The 22956-nt window shown below is 52.4% G+C and carries 14 protein-coding genes and 3 pseudogenes; 1 reads left to right on the top strand and 16 read right to left on the bottom strand.

The features are described from left to right. The 16 genes and pseudogenes from BLT02_RS15545 to BLT02_RS15465 form a co-directional block, all read right to left on the bottom strand. The coding region (locus BLT02_RS15545; protein ID WP_092997601.1) for a DNA topoisomerase at positions 1–2153 on the bottom strand (2153 nt) is incomplete at its 3' end. A gap of 281 nt (positions 2154–2434) precedes the next feature. Further along, positions 2435–3649, bottom strand: coding sequence for a DUF5688 family protein (locus BLT02_RS15540; protein WP_092997598.1), 1215 nt, complete (start codon positions 3647–3649; stop codon positions 2435–2437). 165 nt (positions 3650–3814) lie between these two features. After that, positions 3815–4594: a CD1107 family mobile element protein gene (locus tag BLT02_RS15535; protein WP_175453886.1), complete on the bottom strand. Its 780-nt coding sequence runs from the start codon at positions 4592–4594 to the stop codon at positions 3815–3817. 78 nt (positions 4595–4672) lie between these two features. After that, a complete protein-coding gene (locus tag BLT02_RS15530; protein WP_092997592.1) occupies positions 4673–5059 on the bottom strand; it encodes a DUF4315 family protein in 387 nt (128 codons plus the stop codon). 27 nt (positions 5060–5086) lie between these two features. Then, complete coding sequence (locus BLT02_RS15525) at positions 5087–8035, bottom strand: C40 family peptidase (protein WP_139187703.1); 2949 nt, start codon at positions 8033–8035, stop codon at positions 5087–5089. Positions 8036–8151: 116 nt separating this feature from the next. After that, on the bottom strand, positions 8152–8733 hold the full coding sequence (locus tag BLT02_RS15520) for a hypothetical protein (RefSeq protein ID WP_092997589.1): 582 nt from the start codon (positions 8731–8733) through the stop codon (positions 8152–8154). A 106-nt stretch (positions 8734–8839) separates the two neighbouring features. Continuing rightward, a complete protein-coding gene (locus BLT02_RS15515; RefSeq protein ID WP_092997607.1) occupies positions 8840–11194 on the bottom strand; it encodes a VirB4-like conjugal transfer ATPase, CD1110 family in 2355 nt (784 codons plus the stop codon). 640 nt (positions 11195–11834) lie between these two features. Beyond that, positions 11835–12146: pseudogene (locus tag BLT02_RS18020) on the bottom strand (PrgI family protein); the annotation flags it as partial. 89 nt (positions 12147–12235) lie between these two features. Continuing rightward, positions 12236–13108, bottom strand: coding sequence for a VirB6/TrbL-like conjugal transfer protein, CD1112 family (locus tag BLT02_RS15505; protein ID WP_092997583.1), 873 nt, complete (start codon positions 13106–13108; stop codon positions 12236–12238). 46 nt (positions 13109–13154) lie between these two features. After that, positions 13155–13370: a Maff2 family mobile element protein gene (locus BLT02_RS15500; protein ID WP_092997604.1), complete on the bottom strand. Its 216-nt coding sequence runs from the start codon at positions 13368–13370 to the stop codon at positions 13155–13157. A 312-nt stretch (positions 13371–13682) separates the two neighbouring features. Continuing rightward, the gene (locus BLT02_RS15495) at positions 13683–15419 is read right to left on the bottom strand and encodes a zinc-ribbon domain-containing protein (protein ID WP_092997580.1); all 1737 of its coding nucleotides are present in this window, start codon (positions 15417–15419) and stop codon (positions 13683–13685) included. Continuing rightward, entirely contained in the window at positions 15409–16140 is a 732-nt protein-coding gene (locus tag BLT02_RS15490) for a hypothetical protein (protein WP_092997577.1), read from the bottom strand. The genes BLT02_RS15495 and BLT02_RS15490 overlap by 11 nt, the downstream gene beginning before the upstream one ends. Then, entirely contained in the window at positions 16141–17688 is a 1548-nt protein-coding gene (locus BLT02_RS15485) for a site-specific integrase (RefSeq protein WP_092997574.1), read from the bottom strand. Continuing rightward, complete coding sequence (locus tag BLT02_RS15480; RefSeq protein ID WP_092997571.1) at positions 17669–19543, bottom strand: hypothetical protein; 1875 nt, start codon at positions 19541–19543, stop codon at positions 17669–17671. Before BLT02_RS15480 ends, BLT02_RS15485 begins: the two co-directional genes overlap by 20 nt. Then, complete coding sequence (locus tag BLT02_RS15475) at positions 19530–20855, bottom strand: site-specific integrase (RefSeq protein ID WP_092997568.1); 1326 nt, start codon at positions 20853–20855, stop codon at positions 19530–19532. Before BLT02_RS15475 ends, BLT02_RS15480 begins: the two co-directional genes overlap by 14 nt. Positions 20856–21623: 768 nt before the next feature. After that, a pseudogene (locus BLT02_RS15465) lies at positions 21624–22469 on the bottom strand (TraG/TraD/VirD4 family protein); the annotation flags it as partial. A gap of 267 nt (positions 22470–22736) precedes the next feature. Here BLT02_RS15465 and BLT02_RS15460 point away from each other — a divergent pair. Further along, a pseudogene (locus tag BLT02_RS15460) lies at positions 22737–22956 on the top strand (hypothetical protein); the annotation flags it as partial.

Here is a 22956-nt window from a genome sequence, read left to right as displayed (position 1 = left end):
AGGTTTTTGACAGTTGTCCTGCCTTTTTCCAGAAGGTCCTGCACCATTGTGCTGTTCAGGGCTGTCCGCAGCCTGTCAAGATAATGGTTATGCTTCCAGAGGACAAAGCTGCAGTCCCGATTAGAACAGTAAAAAGTCTTATCTCCCTCATAAACAGGAGAACCGCAGACAGGACATTTCCCAACTCCTCCACGGGTGTGGTTGCCCTGAATGGTTTCACCGCTTGCAGAAAAACGCTGTTTATCATCATCTCTGATCTGTCTGCATTCCTGCAGCATTTGTGAGATCAGCTGCGTGATCCCTCCCATGAAGGACTGCCGGTCCTGTTCCCCGCGCTCCATCATGAGGAGCTGGTTTTCCCAGTCCGCTGTCATTTTCGGGGATGTGAGATAAGCCGGGAGGATCTCGATCAGCTGTCTGCCTGCTTCGGTGGCGATCAGCTGGCGTTTATTCCTGGATACATATTTTGAAGAGACCAGTTTATCGATGATCCCTGCTCTTGTCGCAGGTGTACCAAGCCCTTTCCGTTCCACATCTGCTTCCATGTCAGACGCTCCGGCCTTTTCCATGGCATGTAAGAGGGTATCTTCCGTGTACTGGTTCAAAGGCTGAGTCCAGTGCTCTGTAACTTTTGTATTAACGGAAGGGAACTGGGCACCCTGATAAAGTGTGGAAAGATCCTGTCCGGAGAAAACACTCTCTTTTTCCTCTTTCCCCTCATCTGAAAAGGCACGGCACTGGGTAAGCATGGCGGTTTCTGCTGCTTTCCACCCCTCTTCCTTGACAATGCGCCCCATTGCTGCGAAGGGATAACCGCAGCACAGCAGGGTAGCCTTCACTGTTTCGTATACGTGATTCTGTCCTGTGGCGCAGACCAGCCTGGAAGCGATCAGCGTGAGGATCTTTTTCTGGTCCTTATCAAGAGTGGAAAGATCTGTTTTTTCGATCATTATGGTCGGAATGATCGCGTGATGATCAGAGACCTTCCGACTGTCCAGAAGCCTGCCGATATTCGGGGACTCTGCTCCCTGAACAGAGGGTATCGCGGAAGCGGATATCTCTGTGAGGGGTGAAGCTGTTTCTGCCTGAGAGAGAAAAGGGAATGTCTGGAAACAAACCTTCAGCACATCTGATGCAGTCTGCCCCATATCATCTGTCAGATACCTGCTGTCTGTCCTGGGATATGTGATCAGCTTGCTTTCATACAGTGCCTGGGCACAGCGGAGCGTGGTTCCCGCAGTCAGGCCAAACAGGCGGTTCGCGTCACGCTGCAGTGTTGTCAGGTCATAAAGCTTGGGTGGCCGCACAGTTTTTGTCCTGCGTTCAATGGAAGGGACAGTCGCTGCCCGTCCGTTACAGATCCCTGCCAGACGGTTGGCCTCCTCCCTGTCAGTAAAGTGTTCGGATACCGCATCGATTGTATTCCCCATGCTGTCTACCAGAAGATGGGTGATGAAATACTGTTCCTTCTCAAAGTTGTCGATCTGGTTTCCGCGTTCTACGAGCATGGCAAGAGTAGGCGTCTGTACTCTTCCTACAGAAAGCCTGCAGTCATAAACCGTGGAAAATGCACGGGAAGCATTGATGCCGACCAGCCAGTCTGCCTGTGCCCTGCAGACAGAGGCATCCGACAGATTCCTGTACTCCGCAGCGTCTTTCAGGCTCATGAAACCCTCCATGATCGCATCGTCTTCCATAGACGAGATCCACAGGCGTTTCACAGGAAGCCTGCTCCCAGACAGCTCGTAGACACGGTTGAAGATGAGTTCTCCTTCCCGTCCGGCATCGCAGGCATTCACCACATAATCGAAGGGAGCACACGAATAACCGCTGTCCGATCCGGCTCCCATCCGGTTGTTCAGGAGATTGCAAAGGACTTTGAACTGCTTGGCTTTGTCACTCTGGACAATGAGTTTCCACTGGTCAGGAATGATGGGAAGGTTTTCCAGCGACCATTTCCTGTAGTTTTCATCATATGCCTCCGGCATGGCGTATTCAGCCAGATGACCGAAACACCAGCTGACTGCACCGTCCGGGCTCTCCAGATACCCATCCCTTTTTCTTTTGCATCCCAGGACGGATGCAATGGTCATTGCGACACTCGGTTTCTCAGCAATTACCAAAAAACGTTCTTCAAATGGATTTTTACACATGTTCATTTCTCCTATCTTTTTAAATAGTGACCTGTACGGTTGGAGCGTTTAGGAACTCCACCATACAGGTCGAAAAAAAGCAGGCACCGCTGTCTGCGGATGCCTGCACCTTTACGATCATTTTCTCTTTCCTGTTTTGTCTGCCGTTTCTTTCTGCTTCTGCCGGGCGGCATAGGATACCATGAGCCGATAATGCCTCAGTCTCTCAAGCATATTTGTATTCTTTTTCATCTCGAACCTTCCTTTCTGCCATTCTTTTGTACGGTGACGGTTTCCCTCTGTCAAAGCTCCTCAGCCTTCGCGTGCACAGGTGTGTTCTTCTTCGGCTGCGCCCTGACTTCTTCCTTCTTGTCATTGAGGCGCGCAAGGACAGATCTGCGTTCCGTACCCGGTGCTTCCCGGTGTTTTTCAGATCTTCCGGAATCTGCTTCTGCCGCTTCCTGAACTTTCGCGGCTGCAGGCTCGGATCCATGGAGCTCTTCAGCTTTTGAGGCATCTTCTACCGATTCCTTTGATGCGCTCTCTCGAACCGCTTTTTCCGCCTCCATCTCCTTCATCTCCATGCGGGCTCCATAAGTTTCGACCTTTTCCAGAACATGGTCCTTCGCATCATAGTGATAGGCATGATCTGAAAGCCGTTCCTCCGGGGCAACAGCTGCCATATTCACATCCTGGACCATATTTTCCAGAACATCGGGATCAACAGTCCCGTCATCAGGGAGAAGAAGCACCTCATGGATACTGGACGGGAGGACGAAATAATCCGATCCGAAATAGTCAGCAATGGTATCCATCATATCCGGATAGAAGAGTACTCCGGCACCGTGGAGTGCCTGCTCATTTGTCAGGACCATGAGCTGAGGTTCATCCATCGTCGGCCTGACCATATCCGCATCCATGCCCATCATCTGTCCCATCATCTCTGCAAGGCTGACAAGATGTACAGGAAGAAGCTGCTGTGAGCTTGCCATTGCATCATTGTGGAGCTGTTCCTCCGTTATTCCATACATTTTCAACAGGTTGTTGGTAACAGTGGTGGAAGCCTCGATCCCATGTCCGTTCTCAAAGGCGATATGATAGGACACTGCCAGTCCGTCAACTTCCTTATGCGGGGAATTGCTGAGTATATAGGCATTCTCCTGCGCATCACTGACACGGATATAGAGTTTGTCTTTTACCTGGCTGTAATCCTGAAGCCATTCCGTGTCAAAAAGCAGCTGACTCTGGACTTCCTGTGAGATCGACTGCAGGACGGCATCCATGCCGGCAAGGCTCTGGCCGTTCCGCATGAAAGTACTGTAATGGGCATCCAGATTGATATTGGGGACAACCATCTGTCCTTCTCTTTTGACCTGCATCCCCATATAGGAATGGTCGAGCTTATGGAATTCTTCCACTTTGATCTCCGCGTCCCGATAGCTGTCCGGGAGATAGTCGCGGATATTCTCCCTTATAACATCTGTAAATTCTTTAAAATCCATTCTTTCCGCACTCATTTTTATGATTCCTCCTATGTGCATTGATCTATAAGCGTTTCTTTTTCTGCCCAGGTAATGAGCCGGGCTGTATAACTGAGGAAGCCGGTACCCGGCTCACCCTGAGTGTTTCCAAATACCGGCTTCCAGCAGCAATGATTTCGTCATGGATCAGCAAACAGGTCTTTATTCCTCAAATTCTGTAGGAAGGCCGTCTCCTGTCTCGATCCCCTCGCTGTCGTTCTCCTCTTCCTCATGCTCGGGTTTATAAATCTTGAAATAGTAGAAGGCTACGATCCCGGCACCGGCCAGAAGGATGATCCAGATCATGCTGTTCTGGAACGGCCCTTTTGGTGCGGGCGTCTCCTCCTGTGTCTGTGTTTTCTCAGCAGTACCCGTAGATGTCTGCGTCTGTGTCTCGGGGAGGATGACCGGAGGCGTTGTTTTCTGGGATGTCTTTGTGTCAGCATCCTTCAGGAACTCCGCCAGGTCATCTTCATCGATGAGGGAAAGCATATATACGTTCTCTGTAGAGTTTGTATGGTCAATAACCATATAAAAGGTATTGTTGTTCTTTGTGTGGATCGTATAAAAATCCTTTCCGTTTGAACTCTTGATCTGATCGCCAAGGTCGCCGTTGCCGGGAGTCGTGAACCCTGGCTCCGTTTTGGAATCATTGGAATTGTCATCTTCCGAATGGCTGTCCCCGTCGCTGCTGTCATTCTCTGTATTATCGTTATTTGCATTGTTTCCTTCGGTACTCCCATCTGAAACAGCGCCGGATGAATCCGTGTATTCACCGCCTTCGGTCTGCTCCTGAGCGACACCTCCCTGGCCGTTCCATCCGGGATCCGTCTTTGCATAGACCGGGATGTGTGAGCAGCTTGACAGGAGTATCCCTGCTGTTATGATCGCTGCCAGTTTCAAAAGGATCTGCCTGTACGTGGCTGACTTGCTCTGCGTCATTGATTTCCTCTCTTTCCGGTACATCTCAGTACCTGTTACCTTTTTCTGTATTGCCTTTAGGGATCGATCTGCAAAAGATCACTCATTGCCCGAGTCTCTTTCTCCGGCATCTTCCTCAGTTCTCTCTGCCGGTCCATCCAGGGATGTTTCTCCTGACCATCCGGCTGGATCTTCCCCGTCTTTATCCAAAGCGGAATCTCCTGCATCTTCTGAAATGTCTTCCTGGTCCGGCGCCGGCGGGCGTGCCTCCATGATCACGGTTCCTTCCTGAATACCGGTCAGCAGGTTATACAGATCCCATGCCCCAAGCTTCAGGCTGCGCAGCGTTCTGAGGATCTCTACATCCTCTTCCTTCTTCCTCGCTTCCCGGAGCTCCTTCACATAGTCCTGCAGCTCTGAGATCTTCTTCAGGGCTTTTTCTTCCTCTTCGATCAGACGTCTCTGCTTCTTGCTCGTTTTGCTCACCTCCCTTCTGCCATATGAGCCGGATCATCACGGCAGGCGTCCGAATTCCATGAAATGATCCTGCCAGTATGGTGAATTGATCGATGTGTACTGTACGGGCTCACCGCAGTGGATCATCATGCCGTCCCCGACGTAGATGCCGACGTGGCTGGCTCCCGCACAATCATAGGTATGTTCAAAAAAGATGATGTCACCCGGTCTCGCGTCCTCCGGGGAAACGTAAGCACAACGCTGTCGTATGCCTTCTGCTGTTGTCCTTCCAATGTCCCAGCCGTTTCCGCAGTGATTGACCACCCAGCAGACAAATCCGGAACAGTCGAACCCTCCCGGAGCATAACCGCCCCAGACATAAGGCGTTCCAAGATGCCTTTCCGCTTCCGCGATCATCCTGGCAAAACGCTCATCACTTAAGGCTTCCGGAGGGATCGTGTAATCGCGGCTTGCATTTCCGTATCTGGGCAGGTTATTCAGGTCGAACAGATAGCTTCGGTTGCCATAGGTCACGTTATAGAGGCTGTACCTCACTTTCTCATCCGCTGTCATCCTGTTCTGCAGGACAGTATCAAGGTCATGGTTTGTCAGGACGACGCTCATGCGGTCCACCGTCCTCGTGATCGTGAGCTCCAGTTCATCAATGCCGCCTCCCTCGGCAAGATAGGCTTCGCATGTCTGATGCCCATGTGCCAGGGCAGTCTGATGGTCATCATAGTAGACATCAAACTGAACGCCGAAACGGTCAAATGCCCCGGTATCCTCCACGACATATTCGATGCCGTTCATGATGACATGTGTCCCCATAGGGACAAAGGGGTTATATGCATCAACCGCAATGGTATGGTCCGCCATTGGATAAACACCGCTCGCAGTCGTCCCGCCGGCATACGGCCCGCAGCAGATCTCGCAGGGACAGTAGCCGCTGGTTGTGACCTGTCCCAGGGATTCACCCGGCCTCACGGTCCTTGTTTCCGTGATCGTCACACCTCTTTCTCCCGAGGTTGTCAGAGTGTACTGCTCACGAAAGATCTCTTCCAGTTCATCTTTTACCTGGTCATAAGTGAACTGCCCATATTTAGCAGTGAAATAGGAGATAAGATGATAGGGATTATGGGTGATCTCATCGATCTGGAAACGGAATTCATCATAGGTCGGGTGCGTCTGCTGCATGCGGTTGATCTGGGCATTGAGGCCTGCTTCCAGCTCTCTGTACCGGTTTTCCACAGCATAGATGTCCTCATCTGTGGAGGGATAAGTCGTGGAGATCATGGTATGGCCGGCACCCTGCAACAGAGCCGCGCAGCTTCCCAGGCTTGCCGTAACAAGAAAAAACATCAGTCCGACGAACCCGATGATCAGGAAGGTCCTGCTGTTGCGGACGATGGCATCCCGTACAACAGAAGCCGCTTTTGAGACAAGACTCTGCTGTTCCCGGAAGATCTTTTCTACCGTTTTTTCTTCCTTCTTCGCGGCTGCAAGCATCTTTCTCTGCCGCTGTTTCCGGAAGAATCTTTTGACGGACGCTCTTTTTTCAGCCTCTGTCTTTGCTGTATTGACAGCCTTTTTCCCTTCACCTTCCTCAAAAAGCAGGCGTTCTGCGGCAGATGTCTCGGATTTACGCCTTGATGCCATGGCCTTGCGGCTGGAGCGGCGGGTATTCCTTGAGGCAATGGTCCTCGCGGATCCCTCCGCCGCCATTTCGACATGGTGGGCGGCCTGTGTTCCGACATTTTCATCTTCAGCTGCCGCTTCCTCAATTTTGGAATGTATTATTCCGCCCGTTATCCCGGCAGCTTTTCCCACCGTACCCGTGACGGCACCGGCAGCAGCACCCGCAGCTCTGCGCGAAAAGCCTGCACCGCTTCCTTTCACCATGCCGTTCCCATCGTCAAAAGAAAGACGGGACGGATCCCGTGCTTTGCCCTGTCCATAATTCAGGCGCCCTTTTTTTCTTTTCGACTGTACTTCTTCCCGCAGGTCATCAAGCCCGTTGATCTCTGCGGATGTCTCACGCAGGCGGGAACCTCGCTGTGACGATGTGTCTTCATAGTCCACATTTCTGTTTCCGGGTTCCTTTTTGTGAAAGCCTTCCATATAACCGGCTGATGCCGACGCATGCCCGGCAGGATGTCCACGGATCCGCTGTAATCTCTGGGATTCATTGGAAAGGCCGCCTTCCGCATCGTATTCTTCCGTATCCTTTCCAGGATCAGTAGAATTCTGCAGAACTGTTTCAGTCCCTTCCGCACCCTGAAGGCTTCTTTTTTCATCCTGTGTATAAGAAAGTCCTTTGTCGGGCTCAGTGTAGATTTCCTCCTGGAAAGAGCTTTCCCTCTGGTTAAGGGCGTATCTTCTCTGCTGAAGCCGATGCCTACGGCTGTCCTGTAAAAGTTCATCCCGGGTCCCTGTGTTCTGAAAAGAAGAGGATCCGTCTGTACGTGTCCCTTCCTGGCCATACGGCTGTACCCCGCGTTCCTTACGCAGTGCCCCCGCATACTTTTCATGGCTCAGATGATCCCTTCCGGTCCGGGTCTCATCATCGGATGCCCCTGAAGGGTTTCCCTCCAGGTCCAAAGATCCGCTGTCGGATGCTCCCGCCAGATTCCCTTCAAAAGAAGAAGGAGCCTCCTGCAGCGAAGCTCCTTTTTTCTGTGATATCCTTCTTTTGTGCCGGCTGCTGCCATCAGGGTCATCTGTCCTGTGAAACTGCGGATCCGCCCCTTCCATGCGTCCTCCGGGATCTGTCCCGGCTTCCTGCATGCCATGCCGGTCCAGCCGCCGGTCTCTTGTAAGTGACGCATCCGTTTCATCTTCCCCGGAATGTCCATAGACTTCCATCGGCCTGTCTCCGATCCGGATCGCGTCTACCCTTCCGGTCACCACCTTGTGCTTCTTCCCGGTCCGGAGATTCTCTTCCACAAGGCCGTCACAGCTCATTTTCTGTACTGTCCTGGATCTTGCTTTATATTCTTTTCCGGCCAACTGGGATCCTCCTTTCTATGTATGGAAGCCGACCGACGGCTCCCTCAGGCCGATTGCAAAAACCGGAGAAAAGGAGCCTTTTCACAGCGTCCTTTTCCCCGGTTCTCCCACATTGATCAGTATTCGCTTTTTCTGTAGTCTTCCCACTTCATAACAATCTGTTCTGCATTTTCGCAGTACTGGGAAAATGCATCATCTCTCTGCTTTGCAGTAACGGCGCCGATATCTCCCAGAAGGATGATCTGACTGGCGGCATAGAGCAGGCCTTTGAGGCAATCCATATCTGTCAACATCTGGCGGACATCCTCTCTGTCGATCACATCGCCGTCGTCCGCCTCCCGTCCCGAATCAGGCGTGATCTCCGCAGAAGGAGAACTGTCAGTGGGCTCTTCCTGTGCGTTGCCGCTTTCACCGCCTTCCACAGGATGTTCCGGTGCCCCTCCGGGAGACTGCTCCGCAGATCCTTCTTCCTGCATGTCTTCTTCCGCTCCACTTCCAGGAGATAAAGCTGCTGTTGCGACGAGGACCTGACTGCTCATATTGTTTTCGGGATCGATCGTAATCATTCCGATCAGGGGATAAATACCAAACCCCGCCCCTGACATCTGTGACCACTCGCCAAAAATCATGTCGAAAAACCTGTCCAGGTCTCCTTCATTTCTCAGATCCAGATCCTCAACAAAGATCCTGTCAAACATGGTCGCTCTTCCGACGGTCTACCTGCAGCTGCCTGCTTCTCTGTTTTCCTCATTATTTACAAAGCGTTTTTCACTCCCGCCAATATGGCTGTTGTTCTTGTATCTGTTATTCTTCATATTCGATCCTTTCCGGCAGTCCTGCTGCCTTTTCCTTTTCTTCTTCTGCCTTCCGCTTCTGGACCTCTTCAGGCTTGGTCGTCATGAGTTCATAGAGCTTGAGGTTCTTGTTAAACCTGTCCTTGAAGGGAATGATGATGTTCCCGTAGAAGAGAAGTCCTTCGCCCTCACCGCTGTTCGTGACATAGGACAGCTGATAGGGAGAGATGTTCAGCTGCTTTGCCAGGATCTGACGGTCGCCGGAAGCCTGGTTGAGCATGTAGATGAAATCCGAGTTCTCAAAAATATTCTCAATCTCCCTCGATGCCAGCAGATCCTTGATGTTCTGGGTGATGCCGGTAGGGATCCCTCCCCATTTACGGAATCTCTTCCAGATCTCAACGGAATAGGCTGCTGTCTGTTCCTCCTTCAAAAGAAGGTGGAATTCATCCACATAGTATCTAGTGGATTTATGGGCGAAACGGTTTAGTGTAACCCGGTTCCACACCTGATCCTGTACGATCAGCATTCCGAGCTTTTTCAGCTGCTTGCCGAGGTCTTTGATGTCAAAACAGACGATCCGGTTGTCGAGCTGTACATTTGTACGGTGGTTGAAAACGCGAAGGGATCCGTTGACATAGATCTCGAGGGCTGTCGCGATGCGCTGTGCCTGGACCTCCGTCTGGGCACGCAGTGTTGTGTACAGGTCCCCGAGTGTCGGCATATTCTCCGGCACGGGGTTCTCAAAATACTTCTGGTAAACGATGGGCAGACACCGGTCGATGACGGATTTCTCTTCCGGTTCGATTCCGTTCCGGCTTCCCATAATCAGCTCACAGAGTGACAGGATGAAATCCGATTTGAAACCGAGCGGGTTATCATCGTCGGAATAATCGAGGTTGATGTCCATCGGGTTGATGTAGTCGTGGCTGGTGGGAGAGATGTGGATGACCTGGCCGCCAAGCGCATGCACAAGGGGATAGTATTCTCCTTCAGGGTCGCAGATGATCACATCATCCTTTGTCACAAAGAAGACATTGCTGATCTCCCTCTTCGCGGAGAAGGATTTGCCGGAGCCCGGGGTACCGAGGATCAGGCCGTTCGGGTTCTTGAGCTTCTTCCTGTCCACCATGATCATGTTGTTGGAGAGGGCATTGAGTCCGTAGTAAAGGGATTCACCCTCCATGAACAGTTCCTGTGTCGTGAACGGCACGAAGATCGCTGTTGATGTGGTCGTCAGGGCACGTTTGATCGGGACAAGATTCAGGCCCAGCGGGACGCTGCTCATCAGACCCTGTTCCTGCTGATAATCCAGACGGCGGAGCACACAGTTATATTTCTGCGCGATTCCTGAAGTCTGGAAAACAGCGTTGTCCAGTTCCTGTCTGGTCTTCGCCGTGTTCAGGAAAAGGACCGTGACCAGGAACATCCTCTCATTGCGGGACTGGAGATCCTCCAGAAGGCGCTTTGCCTCATTTCCGTATGTCATCAGGTCGGACGGGATGATGTCCATGTCATAGCCGGATCGGACCGCTTTTTTCTGCTCCTCGATCTTCATCCGGTTGATATCAGTAACCTTGCCCTTGACGAGCTTGATCGCCCGCATCTGGTCGATCGACTGGACATGAAGGTTGACGACCAGGTTCTTGTCCATGTCGAGGAACTCTGCCAGCATCTTGTCCGTGAGTTCCGGCGCGAGGATCTGCAGATAACTGACTGCACCAAGCGTCTCACCCATCTGAAAGGACCGCCCGTTTTTGAAGACGAAACTGGTCGGGGCGATGAAGTCCTTTGTAGAAAGCCCGGTCTTAATGAGCTGTTCATACTGGAAGGTAAACGGTGCGTCCTGCTCCGGATTAAAGGTTTCATAGAGGATCTGCAGGCGTTCTACGCCGTTTAAGGGATAAGCACGTACTCCCAGCACCTTGAAGTTATTCAGGATATCTGCCTCGATCCTTTCGAGCTTGGGTCTGGCTTCGAGGATGTTTCCTGCCTCAATGGCGAACGTGATGTATTTGGTCCTCATCAGGCCGTTGTTTCCTTTGGCCAGCTGATCCTGCAGCATCTGTGCATATTCCATACGGACATCGTCAAAAGCATCTCCCTGCGGTTCGATGCGGATCACATTCTCAAACTCAGTAAGGTTTGATTTGTGGTTGACGAAAGACAGCTGGAAATGGATGGTGCTGTCAAAATAATTGAGGAAGTCGCACCAGTTCTCAAAGATCGCGCTCTTGTCCTCGTTTTGAGCAAGCTGATAATTGATGTCATAGAAACGGATCGTTTTGGAGTAGAGACGGTCCTGCACGCGGCAGATCCCGTCGCGTCCCATCTCCTTATAGGGAATAGATTTCTGTGCAGAGATCTTCTTTTCCTTTGCCTTCCGCGAGGAGGCGCTTTTCTTTCCAGAACCCTTTCCCCCGCCTTTTCCGGGATTGCTTCCCGATTCGGAAGAAGATCCGGAGCCTGTGCTCTTGCCTGTTCCCTTTCCTTTCTTTGCGAGCCTGGCTTCGTCCTTTGCCTGCTTTGCTTCCTGTTTTGCTCTTTCACGGGCTTCCTTTTCCTCCTGTTTTGCCCGCTTTTTTGCTTCTTTTTCATCCAGCTTTGCCTGGATCCTGGCCTGTTTCTCCGCCTCCTTTCTGGCAGCTTCCCGGCGTTTCTGCTCCAGTGCCTCCTGCCTCTGGCGGATTGCTTCCGCCTGCTTCTCGAGCTTTTCTTTCTGTTTCTGTTCCCTGCGGGTCAGTGGACGTTCATAAACATCCGGATTGGTATGATCCGCAGAATATTCATCCCTGTCTCGCACGTATCTTTCCTCCTTTTTGTGATGCTGTATGGAGCGCTGCAGCCGCATTTCTCCGGCTCAGGTCCGCTTCCGTCCATCCGACCGGATTCCTGCTGTCCATATTCCGTCCATAGTTTCCGTTCCCCGGAACAGCCTTCCCTTTCCGGGACGTGTTCCCCCTCTTCCTCTTACGGCTTTTCCCTGCCGCAGGAAGGATCTCAGGTCTTTCATACAGGTTATCGGTTTCATAGACGCGGATCTGCGGCCTCCTGAATTTGACTGTGATCATATTCATAAGCACCTTTTCGAGCGGCATCCCGTCCTTCTCATACATGGCAAAAAGAAACGCAGGGATCATCAGGACTACCATACCCATCATTGCGCTGCTGTTTCCAATGACATCCCGGGTCAGGATATAGAAGGGTATGCCGATGAGCCCTGCAGCCCCGAAGCAGATGATCTGCCTCCGGGTCAGGTTGAACGCCACTTTGTTTTTTACTCTCGTCAAATCTTTCGGAACGCTGACATATGCCATTTTGTCTCACCTGCAGCTGTCGTCTGCCAGGGAATGCGGACAGCTGCTTTTCCTTTCTTTTGATTTCCCCTTCAAACAGTTTTTCAGGATCAATGACTGTTAAAAATCTGTTTGCTCAGGCTTCCTGTCTTGAACAGCGTGTAGCAGAGCAGCACTGTATAGGATGCGATGCCGAACAGTGATGCGTGCAGGTTCGTGGAGATCCGGATCGAAGCGACCAGGACACCATAAATGCCTACGCATACCATCATCAGGAAAGCCTGGAATGCAAGGGCGAAGAGCCCCCGCAGGTAGTTGCTTCCGATCTGCCCCCATTCACGGTTGGTAAGGGTGGCAAACGGGATCGGTGCTACCGAAGTATAAAGATAGATCTCTATCATTCGCCCGTAACAGGCGATCGTGATCACAATGGACATGATCTTCATGCCAAAGCTGACCAGCAGGGTCTCCAGGGCAAGCACTACAAGCTCCCCGAGCTCCATATTCACCATCGCCGTTTCAATGGATGTTAGAAGCTGCGTTGTATCAATAGCGGTGTCATGACTGATCACACCGGCTGCAGAATTTACCACGTGCTGACCAAGGTCAAACACCGCCATTGTGATGTTGAAGGTGTTGCTCAGGAGATATACAGCGATCATCATCTTGAAGACATATTTGAAGAACATCCACGTATCGATGTCGTGCATGTTGTTTTTCTCCGTCAGCATCGAAATCAGCTCGTAGCACATGACAAATGTGATGATCATGCCTGCGATCGGAATGATCACTGAATTCGACAGATTATGGATCATGTTGAAGATGCCGCTGTTCCATCCCTGCGGGGTCTGTCCAACCTGCGTCGCGATCTCGCCGGTTTTTTCATTTACATCGGTGAACATGTTCTGCAGGTTGGACGTCACCATTGTCGTCAGAAGAGTCCGCATCCATACTTCGATCGCTTCAAATATCGCATCGAACATGGATCAATTCTCCTTTCCTTAGCGCGGGAGCCCTGCTCCCGCCTGTTTAACCGAACAAGCCGGAAAGCTGGGGAACAAGCTGTGTACCGATCAGGATGACGCCGCCTCCTGCCATCAGCTGCTTGATCCCCTGGCTCTTCGCGCCGGGGTTGTCATTTCCATATCCTTCCAGAAGGTTGATCACGCCCCATACACCGAGGCCTGCGCCAATCGCAGAGACCAGAGTCTGGAGGATGGAAATAGCACTGCTGAAAAATCCCATAACCATTACCGGAACCGGATTTTTGTTTTGTTTATTTTTTTGTTCGTTATTGATGTTTTTCAGGTACTCTGGAAAGCAAAACCCGGTGTTTTTTTGTTCATTTCCGGGTCCCATCACCGGTTCCTCCTCCTTTCGTTTATGCTTGCGCTTTCCAGTGCTGTCCTGGTGTTTCCGCCGTTCAGGCGGAGCTCGTTTATCTTTCATGCAGCCACCTCCCTGCATAAAAAATCCGCTCTGAAACTTCAGGGCGGATTTGATCGTGAAAGGAACCTTAGAGGCATCCCTTCGTACTTCTTTTATTCAGCTTTTTCATCAGATCAACCGCATCCTGCGCGGTGTCTTTCCATCGCAGTAAGGGCATCCTGTTCCCCGGGCACGGATATTGGGTGAAGTCCGCCATCTGTGCCCATTCTTACATTTCCACCATATACCCCGGTTGGAAAACGGCGTCACATCCTCCGGACGGAGGTCCCCATTCATCTGTGTATCCCATTCCGCAGCAAGTTCAGGCGCATGCGTGGCAAGGTCGTTTACGCCAGGAAATACCTTATGCTTGTCTTTTTTTCGAAAACAGTACGGGCATCCTCCACCCTGCACTCTTTTATAGATCTCTGCCATCCATGTGTGCCCTTTTTCACACTTCCAATAAACTCGCCTGTGCGAACCTTCTGTATAGTTCTCCGGTTTTATTCCGGGATTTCTCACCCAGTCCCACTCCCGCATAAGTTCAGGATGAAGTGTTTTGAGATCAGTTATACCCTGCACGGGGATGCGGCCGGCGCAGTACGGGCACTGACTATTCGAATACGTCCGGTCAGCTATCCTCGCATGCCATTCATGACCGTGCCGGCATCGGAACCAGGCATATTTATTAGAGCCATAATGGACCAATTCCGGCGTAAGGCCTTCATTTCTTTCATAGCACCATTCTGCCGCAACCTCCGGACGCTGGGATAAGAGGTCGTTAAAGCCGGCCAGGATCATCCTTCCCGAACAATAAGGGCATCCGTTTCCATATATCCTGTTTTTGGGTGCAGCCTGCCATCTGTGGCCGCATTTTCCAAGCCACCATACTTTTTTTGATGATGACGGTGCCATTTTTGCCGGATCAAGATATTCGTTCCTTTCCCAGTCCCATTCCCCCATAAGGTCTGGACGGGCATGGAACAGATCTCCTTCTCCAGGAAGGAACCTCTTGCCTGAACAATAAGGGCAGCCATCCCCCCGGCTGCGCTCCGCAGTTCCTGCCGTCCACTCATGACCTTTTTTACATTTCCAATGAAACTTGCGGTTTGTTGACGGCGGAATCATATCCGGTGTGGTTTTTCCATTCTTCTCATAATCCCATTCAGCTGCGACCTCCGGACACAGGGTTTCAAGGTCATTAAAGCCAGGGAGAATCTTTCTGCCAGTGCAGTAAGGGCAGCCTGCACCGTTTTTTCTGCTGTATACAACTGCCTGCCAGCTGTGGCCTTCTGAACATTTCCACCATACCTTTTTCTCTGAACCGGCCATCACATCGGAGGGAGTGAGGCTGCCGTTTTTTTCATAGTCCCATTCCGCCGCCAGCTTTGGGTGGGTTGCCGAAAGGTCATTAAAACCCGCCAGGAGCTTCTGCCCTGCACAGTACGGGCATCCCCTTCCCAGATGCCTGTGGCTGACTGTATCCCGCCATGAATGGGAAAGGCTGCATACCCAGTAAAACTTCCGGCTGCTTGCTTTTGTCACCATCCGGGGCGTCACAGGGGCATTTTTTTCATGATCCCATTCAGAAGCCAAAGCTGGATTCAGGGTCTCGAGGTCGTTGAATCCCCGGAGTAGTTTCTGCCCTGTGCAGTAAGGGCAGCCCCGTCCGTTGCTGTTCCTGCTGTATACAGCCGCCCGCCAGCTGTGGCCGAGGCTGCACTTCCACCAGGCTTTTTTTTCGCTTCCAGCCATGACGTCTTCAGGGCGAAGACCGCCGTTGCGTTCCGTGTCCCATTCGGCGGCAAGGGGCGGATTGACTGTCCGCAGGTCGTTGATTCCCGGCTTAAGAACATTACTTCCCATCCGACACCTGCGCTTTCATAAGGGAAAGCAGGCGTTCCTGCCTGGATTTCTTTCCAGGTTGCCGGCCCTGCTTTCCTTCGTAGCCCATGGGAATGCTCCCTTCGATCAGGTCCCCGAAGGATTCCGGTTTCACTGCCGTGTTTTCCGGCACCGGGAGGTTTTCCTGGCGCAGAAGTTCTTCGGCCACGGCAGGATAAAGGTATTTCTTCAGGACGTGTCTCAGATATCTGCATTCTTCTTCAAGTTTCGTCCTGGCACGTTCCGTTTCCGCCAGTTCTGTCTCCAGGATGTTGACCTTGCGCCGCATGCTTTCAAGAAGCGCTTCCGCTTCCCCGGATATGCCCGTCCGCGACTCTGTTTCCACCTTCACGGCGGCATCGTAAATGCGGTGCCAGTAGGCGTCCATTTCCCGCAGGGTCCTCTTAAAGTCTTCCATGGAACGGCTTGTCAGGAGGAGCGCGTCGATATCAAGGTTCCTGTAAACGGCCCGCAGCGGGGACTCATCCGCATCCTCATGACGTCCCAGGACCTCGTCCATAAATGCGCGGACCTCCCTGTCCCTGCGGAAATCGTACGCCTGCGCGTCACAGCCATGCTCCCTGGCGTATTTCGCAAAGTTGGAGCACTTTAACTTTTTCGGGTTTGCGAAAGCCTCTTTCTCGTAATACTCCCGTGCAAGCGCGGCAAGCTTTCCCGAATCATTTTTCTTTTTCCGTCCCATCTATTCTGCCTCCATATGTTCCCGGTACAGGACGCCGGCGTAATCATTTCCTGCCTTCTGGATCCTGGCCATTGCTGCAAGTATGCTTTCCTCACTTCCATTTCCCCTGCGCACGGCTTCGATCATCTGCATGAGATAATCCGCCGCAAGGTCCACCGATTTTTTCCGTTCATCCAGTACTTTCAGCCGGACCCCCCGCCTGTCAGGGTAAAAGAACGGGCAGTCCCTGCATTCCCCGAGCCTGCCGACACCCCTGTAGTTTTTCAGGCAGTCAGTTACCAGGCCTTCCGCAGCCGCTTCACTTATGCACCAGCCGTCCTCCACCCTCACACGGGCTGATGGAAGGGCCGCAGGGAAATACATCCTTCCGTCCAGGACGGATCCCTGTGCTCCGGAACGGCATAGTTCGTAGACCGACGCCTCGATAACAGATGATATATTAGCGTAGTAATGCGAGCTGATATCGATATCCTCATGGCCCGCAAGCTCTTTGCACACAGCAGGAGATCCTCCGGACAGGATCAGGTTGATCATGGCGAGGTGCCTTGTGTCACCAGGATTGACCGTGAGGGAACTGTCCCCGAGCTCTTTTTTGATCAGACGGTCCAGGCGTGCGTGCAGCTGCTGGTAAGTCAGGTGCCAGGATGTTGACAGATCCCCCGGCAGGAGCAGCGCCCTGTTCTCAGGCTTTCTGTACGGTTTTACCGCAGTCTGGTAGCAGCGTATTTCCTGCGCCAGTTCCGCAGGAATGCTGTACTCGCAGACCTCGTAGTCTTCCTTCACCCGGTACGAGAGTTTCCCATGCCCCTTTTTGTTCCTTGTGCGCCTTACGGAAAGCACCCATCCATTTCCATCCTGCCGCAGGCAGTCTTCCGGCGTCAGCAGGAATTCCGTCGGCCTCAAAGGAAGGACCGCCGTGAGCTTCCACCAGAAATAGACAGGAAAATAGTGGACTTTCTGCCCGGCGTCTGCGGCAAGCCAGAAACCATCCAGTTCCTTGTCAAACCGGAGATAGTCGCGGAACTCCGACAGTTTCCGGCTTTCTTTTTCCTTCCAGCTCCTTGACAGGCGGTTTTCCTCCATAGCCTCCACAACACGGTCCCTGGCTTCACCATGTCCCGGCAGGGATGATATGAACTCCACGATGCGTGCGCCGGGGGCAAGGCGCATTGCCTGGTCTATGTCCATACCCGCAAGATCTTTCATTTCGTTTACAAGTACCCGGATTCCTTCAATGGATATCTGGCCCAGGGAATATACAGCGTATGCTTTCATGCATTTTTCAAAAGTCCTGCACCCTACGCCGCACCATTGCCCCGCACCTGCGCGGAATGCCCTGCCTTCACAGCCAAAGTACAGCCCGTAGTTCTTTACTTCATCTGTAAGCTGCCAGACATCGTCCCCGAACGTTGATCCCTTTATTACCCCGCGGTCCCTGAACCGGCTGAAGATCCGGGCTGCTTCCAGGACGACTTCCTCATCCAGCGTCCTGATCCGCAGGTATCGGGAATAAGTCCCGTGGTTTTCCTTATTTACAAGCGGCAGCATACGCGATCCCCCTTTCCATCATTTCCAGCATTGGCTCCATGTCCGCATCCGGATACAGGAGCGGCATACTTTCCAGGATCTGTGCCGCCGCGGGCAGGATTCCTTCCTCCACCAGCCTTATATATCGTTCCCTTGCCCTGCCTTTGGAAATGTTCCTCTTCTGTATAAGGACTGCGTACTCCTGCATAAGCAGATGGAACGCTGATTTTGTGTATACCTCATATCCGCACCCGAGGCAGCAGCTCCGGTCCGGATACCGGCACAGATGCCCGGATGCCAGGCAAAGACACATCATGCCGTCCTGTTTTGCGGGCACACTGTCTGCCGCGATGTTCCTGAGCACCCGGAAGGTCATCGCCCGGATATCCCCTCCGTCGGAGAAAAGCTCCTCTACGGCATTTTTTGCCTTCTCGATGGAATGCTGGACGGATCCGGCAATCCCTTCCAGTTCCCCGGCAGTAAGCCCGATGCTCTTGATCAGGAGTGTCTGCCCTGAAACGCCGAGCCGCCTGAAATCCTCTCCCCTGTATGCTTCCATGAGCATGGCCGGGATAAAACCGAAGATCCCTCTCTCAAACATTTCACGAAGGATGAAATCAGGCGTGTAGCCGCTGAAGGCGGCATCCTTCAGGTAGATGTCTGTTATCTCAGGCAGCGTACCGATGCCTCCTTTGTGGCTCCTTGCCAGGGCGGCAAGCATATATCCCTTTGCCCGCCCGGGAACCGGATCCGCTGACGCCTCGATTCCCTGCAGGTAGGCTTTGTTTGCCCGCCTCGTCCCAAACCTGCGTTGTCCTGCAGCTTTGGCAAAACGTTTCCCGAAGAACGAAGAAAGCATTGCTTTTTCTGCGCCCGGGTGCACGCATGCCTCCCCCTTACGATGATGGGAAAGTGCCATCCCGAGAATGATCCCCTCTGGTTCAAGGAGACTTTCCGGTATGAAGAACTTTATCTCCGGGATTCCCGTGTGCATGGAAGTTTTATGGGGCCTTTTTCCAGCCAGCCCGGTCAGGTATACCCAGTGTTCTGCAAATGCGGAGGCTTCCTCCCCTTTAAATTTCCCGTCCAGTATACGCTGGCGGAGTTCCGGACCCGGCCATGGCAGCTCCGGAACCGGCAGGGCTTCCATGTCACTGGAGCGGAGGCCGCAGAAAAAGTGGAGCGAGACAAAGAGCCACATATCCGCATATCTTTGTGACCCGGCAGCTTTTTCCAACAGGCAGTGGTCTTCCCACGCTTCGGGGTTGAATACGGTGTAGGCCATCAGCGCAAAGTCTTCCAACCGGTAGGCGCCGTTTTCCCTCTTTACGACCCGTTTTCCTTCTGCTTCGTACTCCCAGTCGATCCGGACCAGCTTTTTGCGATTGAGATACCCCAGAAAATCGATCAGCAGCCTTTCATTCGCCACAGCCAGGTATTTTCCGGCTTCCGCCAGGATCCCCTGGAGCTCATCCTCTGAATAGCCGGTGATGTCCCTGCTGAGGGATGAGAGGAGAAAATCCAGCACGCGCTGCCCACCTTCCTTCCCGTATACCTCATTTTCCCTGAGATACTTTGCGAAGTAACTGCATGTATCAGGGAAGGCATCACGGTATGCGTCACAAAGGATATCCATCCTTTCTTCCCCTGGCTTCCGGTATGCCCTGAGCCAAAGCGACAGCGGGGCCTTTAACACCGTACCGTCTTCAAAATAGATGTCGTCGCCGCTTCCAAAGATCTCCATGCCGAACCATTCATTCGCCTCCATAAAACCTGCAAGGTCGTCCCTGCATGGACGGGTATCACGGTACAGGGATCCTTCCTGGAATGCCATCTTCTCAACTTCCCGGTAAAGGTAGAATCTATTCCTGTCCATAGATCTCCTTTCCCGCCGCCATGAGGATTCCCGTAAGGCGTTCGTCTGCAGTCCGGAGCTCCCTGACCAGGTCTCCTTTGTTCTGCAGGTACTCAAATGCGCTCTGCGGGCTCTTGTCTCCTCTCCAGTACTGGATCCCGGCAATGTTTTCCCCCCGCAGCACGAGCTGGACAGTAAACCAGTGCCGGAGGCTGTGGAGTGTCAGGTGGTGTTCGCAAAGGAGCTGTCCGTAAATACGGAGTTCAGGGTCACTGCTGCCAAGGAGCGCCGGACGGAAGTGCCTGTCTACCAGTTCCCCGAACTTCTTTCGATAGCTGTCATAGGCCAGGGCTTTCCCGTTCCTGTTGATCATTACAGGGGCATATGCCTCCTCATACTGCCTTCCATAGATATATTTCATATGCAGGTCATATGCGGTGCAGAACGCTCCCAGGAAGGCAGGGTATACGTGTTGGATCCTGGGCTTTTTGATCCTGCCTACGGACATGCCGTCCGATCTGAGGACGAGCACTCTGCGCAGGTCGATCCGGACATCGCGGACGTTACCGGCGGTCCGGGTGAACACGATCCCCGCCCCAAGGGGGCTGTCTTCCCGCCGGACATTCAGTGCCTCGCCTGCCCGGAGCCCTGCAAAAGCCTGCAGACACATGGCGAAAGCTATTTCTGGCGCATAACGGAAAGCCATGGGCACGAGCAGCTCAAATGCCTTTGTCGGGAGGTCACGGAACTTTTCCCGTTCCTCCGGTATCATACGGATGTGGAAGTCCGGAATGAGCCGGACACTGCGGTGCCCCCGGCGGTCAACCGCCACCTCCTCCCGGTACAGCTCCGCCCGGGTGACGCCCATGTAATTCCCGAACTTCCTGTTCAGGCCCGCCATAAACCGTGTGACAGCGCTGATGCAGTTCTCGACCGATTCCTTCTGGCGGTGGCTCTCATCATCCTTCTCCGAAAGGGCATAGTCCTCAAAGAAATCCGTCAGCATCGCCTTAGTGATTCCGAATACGTGCCGGATCCCATAGTCCGCCCCATGGTCAATGAGCACGTAATTCAGCATCATGCAGATGTAGTGAAGCTTCTTTTTCGGGTCAGAGCTGATCGGGAATGCGATCCCTTCCGCGTAGACCCCTGCATAGTCCTGGAGCCTTGTAAACCGTAGGATCACGCCATACCCGTTCTTAACCACTATGAAGGACCTGGTGTATGCCAGCCCCTTCGGGGTTGCCGCCTCGTAAGAGTAGACGGCGTACCGTGCGGCTGCCTCCTCCGGATTCGCCCTTGCTTCTCCCATCGGCATCTCAACAATGTTCATCTGGTTACCTCCTTGTCTGATAATTTAGGTCTGCCTTATGGCAGAGTCCTTATACATTATCAGTAACCAGGGAGAACCAAAACCCCAGCCGCGGCACCGGTCACAAAAACAGGGGCGATCCCGCCTGCAGTCATGCAGGAATCCAAAGCCCCGGGTGCGGCTGTCCATGTCTTCTGGAAAAGGTCAGAGGGGCGCGGGGGCCGCTAAGGCGGCCCCCGGGATCCATCCATTTGTTTTTTTTATTATTTCTCAAGGGCAAACTTTCCCGCCCCCTGGGGAAGAACCCGCCTCTCTAAATGCCGGGTCATTCAATCAGCAGGACAGACAAAATCGACAAAACCCAAAACGACAAAACCTCCAGCCTTTGAACCATCTTTGTTGCCCTATTTCATTCTGTTTATTGTTCACTTTCAAAAAGTGAACAATTCGAAAAGGCCAGTATTTATGCGGGTATATGCGCTTTCTATTCTGTTCATGAAAATCCGGAGTTTCTTTCGGAACCGGATCATTATTGTGTCCATTATTCTGTTGATCTCCGGATCCATACAGATACTCTGGATAACAGATCCGCCGGGATCTCATCCGGCGTCAGGATCTGTTCCCGGTTCCTCCTCCTTTCCTTTCTGTAAAAAAATAGGAGCTTCCCTGTATATCCGGAAAGCTCCTGCCAACTCGTTCCATATTCAATTGTAATGCCCGTACCCGCCCTTCCCGAAATGAGGGGAACCACGTACAGGCTGTGTGTATTTCATCCAGCCATTCACCTTCTTATTCACCTCGTGCTCTTGCGCCCTGTGGGGCAGCAGAGCCGTCGTCCGTCAGATCAATGCAGTCAAATACTTCGTTGCGCCCCATCTTCAACTCGCGGCGCAGGTAGCTCTCCACATCAAATGCATTGGCACTGTTGTAATCGGAGAGCTCCTTGTAGCGTTTGTGCTTTGTGATGTCGTATTTATCCGACAAAAAAGGCCGCACACCCCGCAGCTGGAGGATACATTTCGTGCCATCCATGACTGCAAGCTCGTCGCGGCTCATCAATTCTTTTCCTGTTTTCTGGTAGTTCGTCCCGTAGGAACGTCCCTGTCCCCTGGTATCCGAGGTGTTGTAAAGGTCGATCGTCTCCTTTCCGAGTGTTTCCGAGATCTCCTTCAAGGTACTGCTTTCCTTGCCGCCAAGAAACAGCATGGTGTCACAGTTGCCCAGGATCGTTTCCGCCGCATCCTTGTAAATCGTCTTTAACTGGCTCTGGGACTGCAGGATGATGGAAGCGGAGATCTCACGGCTTCGGATCGTCGCGATGAGCTTGTCGAACTTCGGGATCTGGCCGATGTTCGCGAACTCATCAAGAAGAAGCCTGACATGATAGGGAAGCCTCCCGTTATATACGTCATCTGCTTTGTCGCAGAGCAGGTTGAAAAGCTGTGTGTACATCATCGCCACGACGAAATTGAACGTATCATCTGTATCGGAGATGATGACGAACATCGCCGTCTTCCTGTCTCCGAGCATATCCAGCTCCATCTCATCATAGCTCATGATCTCACGAAGCTCGGCAATGTCGAACGGGGCGAGGCGCGCACCGCAGGAAACCAGGATACTTTTTGCCGTTTTGCCAGTAACGTGCTGTCAAGGACTTTTTAGTACCCCTTCTGTTGCAGGACCATTGGTTTGACATGAAATAGCAAGAAGCAACTGTGAAAAGACTCCGAAAACTCTGCAGGGTTGTTTCATGAACAGAAACTGAATCAAAGAAATCCTTAGGATTTATCGAGGGTTATGGGCTCTATACAAAGCGCTCATAGCTCTCGATTTTTTTACTGTGTAGAGGTATAATATCTCTATAGTATAGGTATATGCCACCTATACGGAAAGGAGGATACTATGCCGGTAACACAAAAAACATACCCTGAGTGGGTCCAGCAGTATCGTACCAGGGGAAAGACGGTCAAGAAAAAGGGGGATTCTTATTACCTCTACAAAAGGACATCCAAAAGAGTCCCAGGGAAGAAATATCCCCAGCCGGTAGACACTTATATCGGGATCATCACCCCGGAAGGAGTGATCGAAAGCGATAAAAGAAAGGTGTCATTAACAGATATCG

Source organism: Sarcina sp. DSM 11001 (assembly GCF_900101015.1).
Taxonomy (GTDB): domain Bacteria; phylum Bacillota; class Clostridia; order Lachnospirales; family Lachnospiraceae; genus CAG-791.
Note: the sequence above shows the minus strand (reverse complement) of the source record. Positions and strands in the feature narration are given on the sequence as shown.

Bases quoted from the DNA above. Each gene is read 5' to 3' on its own strand.
- BLT02_RS15540 (WP_092997598.1), bottom strand. From the start codon at position 3,649: ATGAGTGCGGAAAGAATGGATTTTAAAGAATTTACAGATGTTATAAGG.
- BLT02_RS15535 (WP_175453886.1), bottom strand. From the start codon at position 4,594: ATGACGCAGAGCAAGTCAGCCACGTACAGGCAGATCCTTTTGAAACTG.
- BLT02_RS15520 (WP_092997589.1), bottom strand. From the start codon at position 8,733: ATGTTTGACAGGATCTTTGTTGAGGATCTGGATCTGAGAAATGAAGGA.
- BLT02_RS15505 (WP_092997583.1), bottom strand. From the start codon at position 13,108: ATGTTCGATGCGATATTTGAAGCGATCGAAGTATGGATGCGGACTCTT.
- BLT02_RS15500 (WP_092997604.1), bottom strand. From the start codon at position 13,370: ATGGGATTTTTCAGCAGTGCTATTTCCATCCTCCAGACTCTGGTCTCT.
- BLT02_RS15495 (WP_092997580.1), bottom strand. From the start codon at position 15,419: ATGGGAAGTAATGTTCTTAAGCCGGGAATCAACGACCTGCGGACAGTC.
- BLT02_RS15490 (WP_092997577.1), bottom strand. From the start codon at position 16,140: ATGGGACGGAAAAAGAAAAATGATTCGGGAAAGCTTGCCGCGCTTGCA.
- BLT02_RS15485 (WP_092997574.1), bottom strand. From the start codon at position 17,688: ATGCTGCCGCTTGTAAATAAGGAAAACCACGGGACTTATTCCCGATAC.
- BLT02_RS15480 (WP_092997571.1), bottom strand. From the start codon at position 19,543: ATGGACAGGAATAGATTCTACCTTTACCGGGAAGTTGAGAAGATGGCA.
- BLT02_RS15475 (WP_092997568.1), bottom strand. From the start codon at position 20,855: ATGAACATTGTTGAGATGCCGATGGGAGAAGCAAGGGCGAATCCGGAG.